Source organism: Arthrobacter sp. AG258, from assembly GCF_004364695.1.
GTDB lineage: Bacteria > Actinomycetota > Actinomycetes > Actinomycetales > Micrococcaceae > Arthrobacter.
On record NZ_SOBI01000009.1, the window covers coordinates 174,615 to 188,656 of the forward strand.

The window sequence follows — 14,042 nt, forward strand, 5'->3', positions numbered from 1 at the left end:
GAAAGCGCTTTCCCGCAGAGTCGGGCTCCCGCAACGACGTGGGATCGACCCAGCGGCGACAAAATACGAAAGGAACATCAATGACGAGTCCAGTCTTCAGCCGGCGCAGTTTCCAGCTCGGCGCCGCCGCCTTGGCCTTTTCCCTGCTGGCGACAGGCTGCGGAGCTCCCGGCAGTTCCGGGGACAACGGGCAGGTGACCCTGCGGTTCGCATGGTGGGGCAACGAGTACCTGAACGCACAGACCCAGAAGGTCATCGCCGCGTTTGAAGCATCGCACCCGAATATCAAGATCAAGGCGGAGCCGGGAGAATGGGCCAGCTACTGGGACAAACTGGCCACGAAGACAGCTGCCAATGATGCACCGGACGTCATCCAGATGGACCAGAAGTACATTGCCGAATACGGCGGGCGCGGGGCGCTTATGGACCTGTCGAAGCAAAGCGGCATCGACACCTCGAAGCTGGACAAGGAGGCCTTGGCCTCCGGCCAGTACGGTGGCGCCCAGTATGGTCTCAGCACCGGCCAGAATGCCTACGTCATCATGGCCAACACCAAGGTGTTCGACGCTGCAGGCATTCCGCTGCCGGACGACAGGACGTGGACGTGGAAAGACTTCACGGACACCGCAGCCAAGATCAGCGCCGCTGGTGGCGGGAAGAGCTACGGCGCCGCCTACGGCAGCAACGAAGCAGACCTGATCATCTGGCTGCGCCAGCACGGACAGGACCTGTACACGGGTGACGGCGGGCTCGGTTTCGAGACGGCCACCGCCGCGTCCTTCTGGGCACGGCTCAAGGACCAGCGGGACTCAAAGGCCAGTCCCCCTGCCACCGTCGCCACCGAGGACGCCGGCGCGGGGCTGGAGGAGAGCCTGTTCGGCACCAACCGGGTGGCCATGGCCTGGTGGTGGACCAACCAGCTGGGCTCCCTGGAGTCCACCACGGGCAGCAGCATCAAGATGCTGCGGGCCCCGAGCATCAGCGGCGCATCGGCCGGCAACGGGATGTACTACAAGCCCACCATGTTCTGGTCGGCTTCGTCCCGGTCCAAGCACCCGCAGCAGGCGGCTGAATTCATTGACTACCTCACGAACAGTCCGGAGGCCGGCGGCATCCTGATGACGGACCGCGGTGTGCCCACCAACAGTGCGATCGTCGCGGGCATTACTCCCTCGCTCAAGCCGGCCGACACCACGGTGGTGGGCTTCCTCAAGGACATAGCACCGGACGTCAAGGGCGCCCCGCCGGTCCCGCCGGTGGGTGCGGGAAGCGTCCAGAACGTCATCAAGCGCTACACGGATGAAGTACTGTACGACCGCCTGACACCGCAGGCAGCCGCGGACGCCTTCAAGAAGGAAGTCGAAGGGATGCTGGCTTCCGCCAGGAAGTAGCCTTTGGAACATAAAAATGCGGCCCCCTCCCAAGGAGGGGGCCGCATTTCGTGTCAGCGGGACAGGTCCCGGCAGTGGGCTTAGAAGCCGCCCATGCCGCCCATGCCGCCCATGTCGTCTCCACCGGCGGGAGCAGAAGCCTTCTCGGGCTTGTCTGCCACTACGGCTTCGGTGGTGAGGAACAGGCCGGCGATGGACGCTGCGTTCTGCAGGGCAGAGCGGGTGACCTTGACCGGATCATTCACGCCGGCTGCCAGCAGGTCGACGTACTCGCCGGTGGCTGCGTTCAGGCCGTGGCCTGCGGGCAGGCCGCGGACCTTGTCGACAACCACGCCGGGCTCGAGGCCGGCGTTGAAGGCAATCTGCTTCAGCGGGGCGTCAATGGCAACGCGGACGATGTTGGCGCCCGTTGCTTCGTCGCCGGAGAGCTGCAGGTTGGCAAATGCCTTGGCACCGGCCTGGATGAGGGCAACACCGCCACCGGCGACGATGCCTTCTTCAACCGCAGCCTTGGCGTTGCGGACGGCGTCCTCGATGCGGTGCTTGCGTTCCTTGAGCTCAACCTCGGTGGCGGCACCGGCCTTGATGACTGCAACGCCGCCGGCCAGCTTGGCCAGGCGTTCCTGCAGCTTCTCGCGGTCGTAGTCGGAGTCCGAGTTCTCGATCTCGGCGCGGATCTGGGATACGCGGCCGGCGATCTGGTCGGCGTCGCCTGCACCCTCGACGATGGTGGTCTCGTCCTTGGTGACAACAACCTTGCGGGCCTGGCCCAGCAGTTCGAGGCCTGCGGTCTCGAGCTTAAGGCCGACTTCCTCGGAAATGACCTGGCCGCCGGTGAGGACGGCGATGTCTGCCAGCTGTGCCTTGCGGCGGTCGCCGAAGCCCGGGGCCTTGACGGCAACGGACTTGAAGGTGCCACGGATCTTGTTGACGATCAGGGTGGCCAGGGCCTCGCCCTCGATGTCTTCGGCGATGATCAGCAGCGGCTTGTTGGACTGCATGACCTTTTCGAGGACAGCAACCAGTTCCTTGACGTTGGAGATCTTGGAGTTGACGATCAGGATGTACGGATCCTCGAGGACCGTTTCCTGGCGCTCGGCGTCGGTGACGAAGTAGGCGGAGATGTAGCCCTTGTCGAAGCGCATGCCTTCGGTGAGTTCAAGCTCCAGGCCGAAGGTGTTGGACTCCTCGACCGTGATGACGCCTTCCTTGCCGACCTTGTCCAGGGCTTCGGCGATGAGGGCACCAATTTCGTCGTCACCGGCGGAGATGGAGGCGGTGGCCGCGATCTCTTCCTTGGTTTCGATTTCCTTGGCGGAGGCCAGGAGTTCGCGGGTGACGGCTTCAACGGCCTTCTCGATGCCGCGCTTGAGGGACAGCGGGTCGGCTCCGGCGGCAACGTTGCGCAGGCCTTCCTTGACCAGCGCCTGGGCCAGCACCGTCGCAGTCGTGGTACCGTCGCCGGCGACGTCGTCCGTCTTCTTGGCAACTTCCTTGACCAGCTCTGCGCCGATCTTCTCGTAGGGGTCGTCCAGCTCGATCTCCTTGGCGATGGAAACACCATCGTTGGTGATCGTGGGGGCGCCCCACTTCTTTTCGAGGACGACGTTGCGTCCACGCGGGCCGAGGGTGACCTTAACGGCGTCGGCGAGGGTGTTCAGGCCACGCTCAAGGCCGCGGCGTGCCTCTTCATCAAATGCAATGATCTTGGCCATAACGGCAGTAGTCCTTTCGGGACAGTCGTTAAGAATGAACCTTCGCTGCAGTGCCCGCGACGGACGATCCTTCGACAGCGGCCTCTGTATGCCTCCGCCTGGGGATCTCACTGAAGTGAGGTGTTTCTTTCGCTCTTCGACCGGTGCCTTGCGCGGCCGGCCGGAACCGGGCGTTGCTTAGCAGTCGGTACGTCAGAGTGCTAACTCCATAATTAGCACTCCCCCGGTGAGAGTGCAAGCGAAAAGACACCGGAGGGGCTGCTGGCGGCGGTCGCTTCGCCGAGGGCGATCAGCCCTGATGTCCGGCTGTCTCCCGGCCGCTCGGAGTGGGCAGGTCGTCCGGCCCGTATGTAAAGACGGAGAAGGACGCCACGGTGATATCCCCGTTCGCGTCGAAGGCAATGGGGCCCGACTCGCCGTCGTAATTGATGTCCGGGCCGGCAGCCAAACCGCCCAGGCACGCCTTGTAGGTCACGCACGGCGCAGCGGCCGTTCCGGCGCCTGGTGCCGCTGTTCCGCCCGATACCGGGATCAGGTTGGCGGCGATCGAGCGGCCGGCGTCGTCCTGCGCGCGGGCCGCTGCCAGCGCGGCCAGGGTCACGGCGTCGTAGGTCTCGGCAGCGTAGGAGACGTCCTTCAGCGACGGGTCCACCGCCAGGAGTTTTTGCTGGAAGGCGGCGGAAGGCAGCTGTCCCGGTACCACCGCGCGGGCGCCATCCAAGACCTTGGAACCGAGGCCTGAGCCGTAGCGGGCGAAAGCGCCGTCGCTCATGACGATGCGTGAACCGCCAACGCCGGTACCGTTCAGCGCGGCCAGTGCGCCTTGGGCGCCCTCACGGGCTATCAGGACGACGGCGTCCGGCTTGGCTTTGGCGATGGAGCTTGCCGCCGCGGCGTCCCCGGTCGTGAAGCCGGCACCGGGAAGGACGGTAAGCCCGGACTGCTTTGCCGCTTCCGTGACGGCGGCCTGCAGGTCCTTGCCGTAGGTGCCTTCCTGGTACAGCACGCTGACGGTGGCAGCCCCGGCGTCCTTGGCGAGTTTGGCCAACACAGGCCCTTGCGCGACGTCGGCCGCCGCGGTGCGGAAGTAGTAGCCGCCGCTGGCCATTCCGGTCAGGCCGGCAGCGGTGTTGGCCGGGGAGATGAGCGGTATGTGCGCGCCGGACAGGACGCCTACGGCTGCCTCCGCATGGCTGGAGTCGGTGGGTCCGATGACCACGTCCGCCTTGGCGGCGAGCAGGGCTTTTGCCTGCCCGGCGGTGTCCTGTTCCAGGTGTGCGGGCAGCAGTTCGACGGGACGGCCCTTGTGTCCCCCGGCTGCGTTGATGTCCTGGACGGCCAGCTTGGCGGCGGCGAGCTGTGGCTGGTTCAGGAAAGCGTTGCCGCCGGTGTTGTCCAGGACCAGGCCCACCCGGAGGACGCCGTCGCCGGATGCCTCGGCGGATTCCACCCGGGCGTTTCCGCCTGTCCCGGAGCAGGCTGTGGCGCCGAGAACGGCTGCCAGGGAAACGGCCAGGGCAGTGCGGACGGCGGGACGGTGCTTCGGCTTCACTCGGCGGGCCGGACGTTTTCCGCCTGCGGGCCCTTGTCGCCCTCGCCGACCTCCAGCTGCACCCGTTGTCCTTCCTCAAGGGCCCGGTAGCCTTCGCCCCGGATCGCAGACCAATGGACAAAGATGTCATCACTGGAGCCGTCAACGGTGATGAAGCCGTAGCCTTTTTCAGCGTTGAACCATTTGACGGTTCCCAGTGCCATGGTGACCAACTCTTTTCCGTTGCGGCCGGGTGGGCCGGTGCTGTTGCGTGCAGCCCCGCGGGCCGTGGCCTGGAATCACTCTAGCCAAAGGCCGCCACGGGCCGCAGGCTGCGGCAGGCCCCGGGCCGGGAACGTTATGCAGGCGTAACTGAGGCCGGCCGGTTACCGGTACCCGGGGCCCAGGACCACCACGAGCGGCACCTGGAACTCGGTGCTGCTGACGACCGTGGGGATGTTCAACAGTGCGGCGAGCTCCTGGGCACTGGCCAGTTGCTGGGGACCGGCGTAGTAGATCACGGAGGATTTCTGCGGTGCGCCGGACCAGTTGCCTACCTGTCCGAGCTTCCAGCCGTCAGCCTGGACTGTTCCGCCAATGCGGCTGGCCAGCCCGGCGGTACCGGCCGCGTTGTAGACGGCCACTGCCTGCGTCCGGTCGACGACGGCCTGCTGGGTGGCCGACTGCGTCGGCTCCGGGCTGCCGCTTGGGGACGGCCCGGCGGTGGCCGAAGGTTCTGAAGCGGCCGGGGGCGTGGTTGCCTGCGTGGTGGACGGGGTGGATCCGGTACCCGCCAACGCGGTGGATTCCACACTGGCAGAGGCCTCGGTTGCCGTGGCGTTGAACCCCAGCTTGGGGAGGATCAGGAAAGACACCAGCCCGATCGCCAGCGCCGCGACGCCCACGGCGAGGATGGGCCACAGCCGCACCCGGGACGGGGCCGAGGCCGTCCGGTGGACACCTTGTCGCGACGCGGCCTCGGGGACCTTGTCGAATTCATCGCGGGCGTATTTGGTCATGGTGGAAGGACATCCTTGTTGATTGCTGCCAGGGTCCCGGCCTGGGGCGTGCTAAGCGTCGGATCCCAGGCGGCGGGCGGTGCGTGCACGGTGGCGCGACGTACGTAGTCTACGCAATCTCTTGACCAGCATGGGATCGTGGGCCAGGGCATCCTCGCGGTCGATCAGGGCATTGAGGAGCTGGTAGTAATGGGTTGCGGAGAGGTCGAACAGCTCCCGGATGGCCTGTTCCTTGGCCCCCGCGTACTTCCACCACTGCCGCTCCAGCGCCAGCATCTGCTGTTCGCGCTCGGTGAGGGAGGAGTCACGGAGCAGAAAATCCGCCAGCAGGGAATTCCGTGGATCCTGCTCCGGCAGGTGTTCCCGGGCCGGTTCCGCCACGGCACACTCCTTCGCTGGTTACGGTAAATGTCTTACCCCCATGCTAGCGGGCGAATCACAGGAGTGTCATTCGGCCCGGCCGTCGACGCACTTTCCCGACCGGCGGGCTCCTGCTGCAAGAATGGACCGATGTTTGAATCGGATGCGTTGTTCGACCTGCAGCAGGACCCGGCGGACGCCACCCGCTTCAGCGACCTGGCCAAGTTGCCCCTGGCGGAGCTCATGGCGCCTGACTGGGCGGCGGCGCTGCAGGGCGTCGAAGCGAAGCTGCGGTCGGTGCTGGACTTCCTTGCCGGCGAAGAGGCGGCCGGGCACCAGGTCCTCCCGCCGCCGTCGAACGTCCTGCGCGCGTTCCGCCAGCCGCTCGCCGGCGTGAAAGTCCTGATTGTGGGGCAGGACCCCTACCCCACGCCGGGGCACGCCGTCGGCCTTTCCTTTTCCGTGGACGCGCGCACGCGCCCGCTCCCCCGCAGCCTGGCGAACATCTACCGTGAACTCGAATCCGACCTGGGCATTTCCCCGCGCGTCCACGGCGACCTGTCCGCCTGGGCGGATCAGGGAGTCCTGCTCCTGAACCGGGTGCTCACCGTCCGAGCGGGGTCCGCCGGCTCCCACCGCGGCAAGGGCTGGGAGGACATTACGACGGCGGCAGTCACGGCAGTGGCCGGACGTCGGGCCGCGGACGGGTCCAGGACGCCCCTGGTAGCCGTCTTGTGGGGCAAGGAGGCGGAGGGGGTAAGGCCCCTCCTTGCCGGTGCGCCCGTCGTCGCCAGCGCGCACCCCAGTCCGTTATCCGCCTCGCGCGGCTTCTTTGGTTCCCGGCCATTCAGCCGTGTGAACGAGCTGCTGCGGGAACAGGGTGCGCCGGACGTAACCTGGGAGCTCCCGCCGGTGCCCCTGGCTTAGGCTTGCCTGATGAGCACTGTCCCCGCCGCCACCAGCGCTACGAAAAACAACCGCCCCCAGGTCAACCTGACGGTACTGCGCAAAGAGCAGTTGTCCCCGCACATGGTCCGGGTCATCGCAGGTGGGGACGGATTCAGGGACTTCGTCAACAACGCATTCGTGGACCGTTATGTAAAGATCGTGTTCCCACAGCCCGGCGTGGACTATCCCTCCCCCCTGGATCTGTGGACGGTCCGGGAAACCATGCCGCGCGAGCAGTGGCCGTATACCCGCACCTACACGCTCCGCTGGGTGGATCCCGGGGCCAAGGAGCTCGCCATCGACTTCGTGGTCCATGGCGACGAAGGCCTGGCCGGTCCGTGGGCGGCCAACGCCCGGCCCGGCGAGACGCTCACCTTTACCGGCCCGGGCGGTGCGTACAACCCCAATCCCGAGGCTGACTGGTATCTGTTCGCCGGTGATGAGGCCGCCCTGCCGGCCATTGCCGCGTCCATCGAGGCACTTCCTCCCACCGCAGTGGGGCTGGCCTTCCTGGAAGTCGGGGCCGAGGCCGACATCCAGCCCCTGAACGCTCCGGCCGGACTCGAGGTCCGGTGGCTGGTCCGCGGCGAAGTCCCGGCGGGCTCGAGCACGTTGCTGGTGGATGCCGTGGCGGGCGCGGAGTGGCCTGCCGGCACCGTGGATGTCTTTGCCCACGGCGAGCGGGGCTACATGAAGTCCCTGCGCGAGGTCTTCTTCAAGCAGCGCGGCCTGGAGCGGCGCCAGGTGTCATTGTCCGGGTACTGGGCGCAGGGCCGCGTGGAAGACGTGTTCCAGGCAGAGAAGAAGTTGCCGGTAGGGCAAATCTAGCGCCGCCGGGCGCGGCGGCGCTCGTTGCTCGCCAGGCTGCGGGTCAGGGGCCTGGCCAGCACGTCGCCCAGGACGATCCCGCCGGCTGTTCCCAGCACGATGGCGCCGGCGCTGAGCATGCCGCCCGCGCCGTTCAGGATTTCCGATTCCTCGACCGTGAGCACATACATGGACCGGAAGATGGTGAGCCCTGGCAGCAGGATCAGCGCCGCGGGCACAGCCACCACCAGCTGCGGCGCGCCCATCCGCAGTGCCACCACACGTGCCAGGAGGCCGATGACAACGGCCGCCAGCGCCGGGGCGAAGCGGTCCCCGATCCCCAGCAGGCCGCCGCCGAGCAGCACCAGGTAGCCTGCCACGCCCACTCCCGCCGTTGGCAGCAGGAGCTGCCAGGTGGTCTGCTCGGTGATGCCGATGGCCATCACCGCAGCGGCCACGAACAGGATAAGGACCCACAGATCGTAGGCGGGCGGGAAGGTCTGCGTGACGTCGATCCGCTGCAACCCTGTCAGCTCCCCCACCACGAAGGCCACGGCAATGCCGGCCACGATCGCACCGAAGGTCAGCAGGGTTGACAGGAACCGGCCCGCGGCGGTGACCGGGAAGCCGTTGATGGCGTCCTGTACGGACGAGACCAGCCGTCCGGTGGGCAGCAGCAGCAGGATGCCGCCCACCACCACGATCGACGGTGACGCGGTGAGGCCGAACTGCCAGAGCAGCAAGGCAAGGATGGTGACGACGAACGAGCAGCTGGCCGTGGTGAAGAAGTCCGGGACCCGCCAGCGGCCCAGTTGCCGGGCCAGCAGGCTGATCCCGATGTTGGCTACGAACGCGATGGCCGAGGACACCACGCCGCCGCCCAGCACACCGACGAACACGGCGGCGAAGACACCGAATGCGGCGGTGACCATCCAGCGCGGATACGGTTTGGGACTGGTGATGGCCTCGTTGAGCCTGCGGATGGCTTCCTCGCGGCCCACGCCGCCCGCCACGATGTCCGTGACCAGCTGGTGGACCTTGGCAAGGCCGGCGTAGTTGTTGGTCCAGGACCGCACCACGCGCAGCAGGGCGATGGGCGTCTGGTCCTTGGGGGCGTAATTGATGCCCACGGACTGGTTGGTGATGTCCACCTCGATGTTCTTCAGGCCCAGGGCGGCCGTAACGGCGATGATGCTGGTCTCCACCTCCAGGGCGCCCGCCCCATAGCGGAACATGGTCTCTGCCAGGTGGAGCGCGAAGTCCAGGGTCTTGCGGGCCGATGTGTCCACACCGCCCACCTGGATGGTGGGGTTGGCGTAGGGGCTGCCCGCCAGGCGGTCCACGATGCTCAAGGGGGCGGTGGGCGGGTTCTCGCCCTGCACCAGGCGCCGCAGCATCCTCCGGGCGGCTGCGTCCTGCCGCATCTGGGCAGGGGTCAGCGGCTCAGTCTTGGGCAGGCCGTCAGTCTTCGGCCTGGACCCTGGCCGTTCGTGCCGGTCGGTCATGCCCGGTTCCTCCCTCTGCGCGGTGTGTGGACGGTCAGGCTGCGCGCTTCAGCGGCAGCTTGCCAAGCAGGGTACGGGCAGCGGCGGCGGCTGATCTGGCCAGCCGGTTGGCATGGAAGACCGCGGGCCGTACGGGCATGGTGAAGTCGCCCACCAGCTGGACCACTTCGCCGCCGAATCCCTTCTTGAATTCGTAGCCGCCGTGCCCCTCCTCGTCCTGTCCGGAGATGCCGAACGTGCCGTAGAAGTTGTACCGCGGGTATTCCTTCTCCAGGGCGTGCAGCATCATGCCCCAGTACAGTGAGGTGGCGCCGTTGAAGTAGATGTAGTCCTGGACGGTGCCGCCGATCACGCACACCACCTCATCGCCGTAGCAGACGAAGTGGATGGCTGCCACGGTGGCGGTCCCGACCGAATCCGGGAACCTCTCGATGTCCTTGAGGCTCCGCTCGTAGCTGTCCACGAGGTCCTGGACCACTTTGAGCCGGTTGGCTTTCTTCTTGCTGCCCGTTTCTTCCACTTCACGCCGGAGCTCCGCGGCGGTGGCAGACTCAGCTGCCAGGCGCTCGGTGATGGATTTCCGGTACGCGGGGATGTCGATCTTGGCCATCATGAGCTTGGTGAATTCCGCCGAGGTGGTCCTGAGCAGGTGCTCGTAGTAGGCGCGCTCGCGGTAGGTGAATCCCTTTTCGTCCCCGGCCCGGCTCAACGCCCCGTAGAAGTCGTCCAGGGTTTCCAGCGTGGCCTGTTCCAGGAAGACGCCGTTCTTTTCGGCCTTGCGGATGGCCTTCCGGGTCCGGTAACTGGTGCCCATGATGAGTTCTTCGGCGTCCTGGATTCCCACGAGGCTCTTGATGAACATCCAGTTCACGTTAACGAAGTTCATGTCCAGGCCCTGGTGCCGGAACCCGAGCCGCTCCAGGTCCGCCACGAGCGGACGGTTGTCCTCGACGTCCGGGTGCTCGGCGCCGTCGGCGTCCCGTGCGATGTACCTGATGTTCGGGGAGATCCGCAGTTCAGCGGCTTTGCGGCCGGCGGCCTGCTTGCGGAGGAGTTCAACGACGCCACTCACCAGGTTGCGGTCCTCGTAGTCCATGAGGGGGCCCTTGGCGCATTCGCAGATGGTGTAGCCAAGCCTGGTGGTCGAGTAGTTGAGCTTGCCGGCGGCGACGAGTTCGCCGCCGCGCCGGACGCCGAAGAGTTCCACCTGCTGGCCCCGGGCGCGCTGGAAACGGGCAAAGTCGATGGACTGCAGGAAGCTGTTTTGCGGGTGCTTTACGGCGAAGGCCTCAAACTCGGCGTCGCTGAGCGTGGCATATTCAAGTCCGGTAGCGGCGGAAACAGGATTCAAGGGGTGACCTTCTTCGGGACTCTTCGCGGCCTGGTGGGCACGCGCTGGGCGGACGGTGTTCGGGGCGGGCTGCACGGGACGTACGGTCCGGCCGTGGGCTGCGGTGGATGCATCCCACGGGATGCCGGTCAGTAGAACTGCTGGCCGGTCCGGGCGGTTTCAATCCGGCGGAGCACCTTTTCGCCGCCACTGGTCCAGAGCTTGTGGCGCAGCGGGGAAAGGACGTAGTCGTAGCAGCCCACAAAGTCGGTGACGGTCTTGGTGAAGCTGGTCTTGAACATTCCCATCCCGTACAGGTTGTGGGTTTTGTCCTTGATCCGGGCCGCAGGCGGGGTGCCGCAAAAGTCGTATTCGGTGCAGCCGAGTTCCTGCATGCGGCGGATGGCTTCCCACTGCACCAAATGCGAGTCGCCGTACTGCTTGCGGTTTTGGGTGGACCCGCCGTCCTTGTAGGTTGCCTTGGCACCGTAGTTGATCACGAAGGCTCCGACGCTGGGCCTTCCATCCTCATAGACGAAGAAGAAGTTGCCTTGGCCACGGTTGCAGAATTCGTCCCAGAACTTGGCGTAGTAGTCGTAGCTGCGCAGGGGCATGGAGCCCTTGGCGTTGACGGTGTCTGCCATCAGGTCGTAGAGGGCGCGGTAGGTTTCCGGGCCTTGTTCCTGCCGTACCACCTGGCAGCCTTCGCGTTCGGCGCGCCGGATGGCGTTCCGGGCGCGCGAGGAGATCGCTTTGAACACGTCCTCGCTGCTGCCGGAAATGTCCAGCAGCGCGGTGGAGTCGTTGGACTGGATATTGGGGGCTTTGACAAGGCCCGCGGCCTGGATGTCCCGGTGCGCCTCGGCGGTGTCGATGATGTCCGGTTCCACCTTGATGGTAAAGACGTTCAGTTTCCGGCTGCGGGCAAAGGCCGCGCAGGCTTCGAGGGCGGCTTTCAGGTCCGCGGCGGCGGCAACGTCAGGGCCTTTGATGAGATACCAGAGCCGACCCAGGACCGGAAATGACTTTTCCAGGACCAGGTTGTAACTGGAGTTTCCCGGGGCTTCCAGGACAAGGAAGCGGACTTTCCAGCCGGACCCGTTCTTGACCGATGCGTAGGCGGCGGACTGCAGCATGTTGCCGCCGTTGGGGTTGGCCGTGACGTGCTTGTCCCAGTTCTCAATTTCCTCGGCTGTGGCAAAACGTGCGGTGAATTCTCGCAAGGGGGCCGTGTCCAATCGGGTTTGTGCGCGGTTTCGGTGGGTCTGGATGCGTGCGGACATGCAGCATCAAGTCTAAAGCCTCAGCCGCTGGAGCCTTTCTCCCGGCGATGCCTGGCATGGCGCCGGCCGTCCACGGGGCGGCGCCTTGACGGGGCTGCCCCGGGTCCGCAAGGGTTGGAGGATGAGGCCGGACCGGGACCAGAGCAGCACTTCCGCGGAGCGCGGACGGCCCTACGGCGCCGGGATCCAAATCGCCGGGCTCGCCGCCTTCCTGATGGCGTCCTTGCTGGTGGCGGCGCTGGGCGGATTGGCGTCGGCCAGCAACGTCAACGGCTGGTATGCAACGGCGGACAAGGCGCCATGGTCTCCGCCCAACGGCGTGTTTGGCCCGGTGTGGGGAATCCTCTACACGGCGATGGCTGTTGCCGGCTGGCTGGTGTGGCGCAAACGGACGGAGCGGACCCGGAGCGCCCTCGCCGCCTACGGGATCCAGTTGCTCCTTAACCTTGCCTGGACCCCCGCGTTCTTTGCCCTCTACCCCGTTTTTGGAACCGTTGCACTGTGGTTTGGGCTTGGCATCATCCTGGCCCTCATTGCCGCCGTCGGAGTCACCGTTCTCTATTTTGGTCCCATCAGCCGGACCGCCGGGTTACTCCTGCTGCCGTACATTTCCTGGCTGGTGTTTGCCGCCTCCTTGAACTGGTGGGCCGCCGCCTACAACTAGGGAGTGGGCGCCGGGTTCCGGGAAGAGGCGCCTGTGGTCAGCATTCGACGACGTTGACGGCGAGGCCGCCCATGGCGGTTTCCTTGTATTTGTGGGACATGTCCTTGCCGGTTTCGCGCATGGTGATGATGACTTCGTCCAGGGAGACCCGGTGGGTCCCGTCGCCCCAGAGCGCCATTTTCGCGGCGTTGATCGCTTTCGCGGCAGCGATCGCGTTCCGTTCGATGCAGGGCACCTGCACCAGCCCGCCGATCGGGTCGCAGGTCAGGCCCAGGTTGTGTTCCATTGCGATCTCAGCGGCGTTCTCCACCTGCGCCGGGGTGCCCCCCATGACCTCGGCCAGGCCAGCGGCGGCCATCGAGGACGCGGACCCCACCTCGCCCTGGCAGCCGACCTCGGCCCCGGAAATCGAGGCTTGTTCCTTGTAAAGGACTCCCACGGCGGCGGCGGCGAGCAGGAATTTGACCACGACGTCATCGCGGTCAGCGCCGGTGGCTTTGTCCATGCCGGGAGCGAAGTGCAGGGCGTAGAACAACACCGCAGGGATGATCCCGGCTGCCCCGTTCGTCGGGGCGGTGACCACCCGGCCGCCGGACGCGTTTTCCTCGTTCACGGCCAACGCCACCAAGTTAACCCACTCCTGCCAATACCGGGGATCGAACGGGCCCGCGTCCCACGCGGCGTCCTGGTCCGTGTCCTGCCCGTCGGCGCATTCCTTCTTCAACCGCTCAAACCAGTCAGGGGCGCGGCGGCGGACCTTCAAGCCGCCCGGCAACACCCCCTCACGCTTCAACGAGGCCGCCACGCAGGCTTCCATCACGGACCAGATGTGCAGCAACCCGGCCCGGATCTCCTCCTCCCCGCGGGAGGCTTTTTCGTTCACCAGCATCACATCAGCGATTCCCAGCCCGGTCGCTGCGCAGTGCTCCAGCAGTTCCGCGGCGGTCCGGAACGGCAGCGGAAGCTCCTTCTTGGACTCCTCCAGTTCCTGCCGGGCCGCGTCTTCCTCACCCTCCCGGACGATGAACCCGCCACCGACCGAGAAGAAGGTCGCGGTATGCACCACGGCACCGTCAACGTCCGTGACGGTGAACGTCATCCCGTTCGTGTGCCGCGGCAGGACGGTTAACGGCCGCAACACCATGTCCTTCACCCCATAGGGCAGCGGGACGGCGCCGGCGAGGTTCAAGGTCCCGGTCCCGGCAATGCCGGCCAGCCGCTCCTCCACCTCCGCCGGGAGGATCAACTCCGGATGAAACCCCTCCAAGCCCAGCAGGATCGCGGTCATCGTCCCGTGCCCATGACCGGTGGCCGCCAACGAGCCATACAAATCCACCCGCAACGACGCCACGTGAGCCAGCACCCCCGAGGCCTTGAGTTCCTCCGCAAAAACGGCAGCAGCCCGCATCGGCCCCACAGTATGAGACGACGAAGGCCCGATCCCGATCGAAAACAGATCAAAAACGCCAACAGCCATGCGATTGGTTCC

The 14,042-nt window shown here is 66.2% G+C and carries 13 protein-coding genes; 4 read left to right on the forward strand and 9 right to left on the reverse strand.

All coding sequences use genetic code 11. The features are described 5' to 3' along the window. Window positions 1-80: 80 nt before the first annotated feature. Complete coding sequence (locus DFO47_RS18135; protein WP_133832528.1) at window positions 81-1,391, forward strand: sugar ABC transporter substrate-binding protein; 1,311 nt, start codon at window positions 81-83, stop codon at window positions 1,389-1,391. Window positions 1,392-1,471: 80 nt separating this feature from the next. Here DFO47_RS18135 and groL read toward each other — a convergent pair whose 3' ends face one another. The 5 genes from groL to DFO47_RS18160 all read right to left on the reverse strand — a co-directional run bounded on the left by groL (window position 1,472) and on the right by DFO47_RS18160 (window position 6,037). Then, window positions 1,472-3,106, reverse strand: a complete 1,635-nt coding sequence (gene groL / locus DFO47_RS18140) for a chaperonin GroEL (RefSeq protein WP_018762136.1) — start codon at window positions 3,104-3,106, stop codon at window positions 1,472-1,474. A 289-nt stretch (window positions 3,107-3,395) separates the two neighbouring features. Then, entirely contained in the window at window positions 3,396-4,658 is a 1,263-nt protein-coding gene (locus tag DFO47_RS18145) for an ABC transporter substrate-binding protein (protein WP_133832529.1), read from the reverse strand. After that, on the reverse strand, window positions 4,655-4,861 hold the full coding sequence (locus DFO47_RS18150; RefSeq protein WP_123059240.1) for a cold-shock protein: 207 nt from the start codon (window positions 4,859-4,861) through the stop codon (window positions 4,655-4,657). The genes DFO47_RS18145 and DFO47_RS18150 overlap by 4 nt, the downstream gene beginning before the upstream one ends. Window positions 4,862-5,023: 162 nt before the next feature. Next, window positions 5,024-5,656, reverse strand: coding sequence for a LytR C-terminal domain-containing protein (locus tag DFO47_RS18155; RefSeq protein ID WP_018762133.1), 633 nt, complete (start codon window positions 5,654-5,656; stop codon window positions 5,024-5,026). A gap of 51 nt (window positions 5,657-5,707) precedes the next feature. Continuing rightward, the gene (locus DFO47_RS18160; protein WP_018762132.1) at window positions 5,708-6,037 is read right to left on the reverse strand and encodes a DUF3263 domain-containing protein; all 330 of its coding nucleotides are present in this window, start codon (window positions 6,035-6,037) and stop codon (window positions 5,708-5,710) included. Between the two features lie 129 nt (window positions 6,038-6,166). Between DFO47_RS18160 and DFO47_RS18165 the strand changes: the two genes are divergently transcribed. Both DFO47_RS18165 and DFO47_RS18170 read left to right on the forward strand, forming a co-directional pair. Then, window positions 6,167-6,943: a uracil-DNA glycosylase gene (locus DFO47_RS18165; protein WP_133832530.1), complete on the forward strand. Its 777-nt coding sequence runs from the start codon at window positions 6,167-6,169 to the stop codon at window positions 6,941-6,943. A 9-nt stretch (window positions 6,944-6,952) separates the two neighbouring features. Continuing rightward, window positions 6,953-7,792 (forward strand): siderophore-interacting protein, encoded by an 840-nt coding sequence (locus DFO47_RS18170; protein WP_018762130.1) that lies wholly within the window; start codon window positions 6,953-6,955, stop codon window positions 7,790-7,792. On the opposite strand, the gene DFO47_RS18175 is transcribed toward DFO47_RS18170, so the two are convergent. The 3 genes from DFO47_RS18175 to DFO47_RS18185 form a co-directional block, all read right to left on the reverse strand. Then, window positions 7,789-9,276 carry a threonine/serine exporter family protein gene (locus DFO47_RS18175; RefSeq protein WP_018762129.1) on the reverse strand — a complete coding sequence of 496 codons (1,488 nt, stop codon included), beginning with the start codon at window positions 9,274-9,276 and terminating at the stop codon, window positions 7,789-7,791. The two genes, DFO47_RS18170 and DFO47_RS18175, sit on opposite strands and share 4 nt — an antisense overlap. A gap of 34 nt (window positions 9,277-9,310) precedes the next feature. After that, entirely contained in the window at window positions 9,311-10,627 is a 1,317-nt protein-coding gene (locus DFO47_RS18180) for a peptidoglycan bridge formation glycyltransferase FemA/FemB family protein (RefSeq protein ID WP_133832531.1), read from the reverse strand. Window positions 10,628-10,755: 128 nt separating this feature from the next. Continuing rightward, window positions 10,756-11,889: a peptidoglycan bridge formation glycyltransferase FemA/FemB family protein gene (locus tag DFO47_RS18185; protein ID WP_133832532.1), complete on the reverse strand. Its 1,134-nt coding sequence runs from the start codon at window positions 11,887-11,889 to the stop codon at window positions 10,756-10,758. Window positions 11,890-12,010: 121 nt separating this feature from the next. On the opposite strand from DFO47_RS18185, the gene DFO47_RS18190 reads away from it, so the two are divergent. Beyond that, window positions 12,011-12,553, forward strand: a complete 543-nt coding sequence (locus DFO47_RS18190) for a TspO/MBR family protein (RefSeq protein ID WP_133832533.1) — start codon at window positions 12,011-12,013, stop codon at window positions 12,551-12,553. Window positions 12,554-12,590: 37 nt separating this feature from the next. On the opposite strand, the gene DFO47_RS18195 is transcribed toward DFO47_RS18190, so the two are convergent. Then, window positions 12,591-14,030, reverse strand: a complete 1,440-nt coding sequence (locus tag DFO47_RS18195) for an L-serine ammonia-lyase (protein ID WP_133832534.1) — start codon at window positions 14,028-14,030, stop codon at window positions 12,591-12,593. Between the last annotated feature and the right edge of the window lie 12 nt (window positions 14,031-14,042).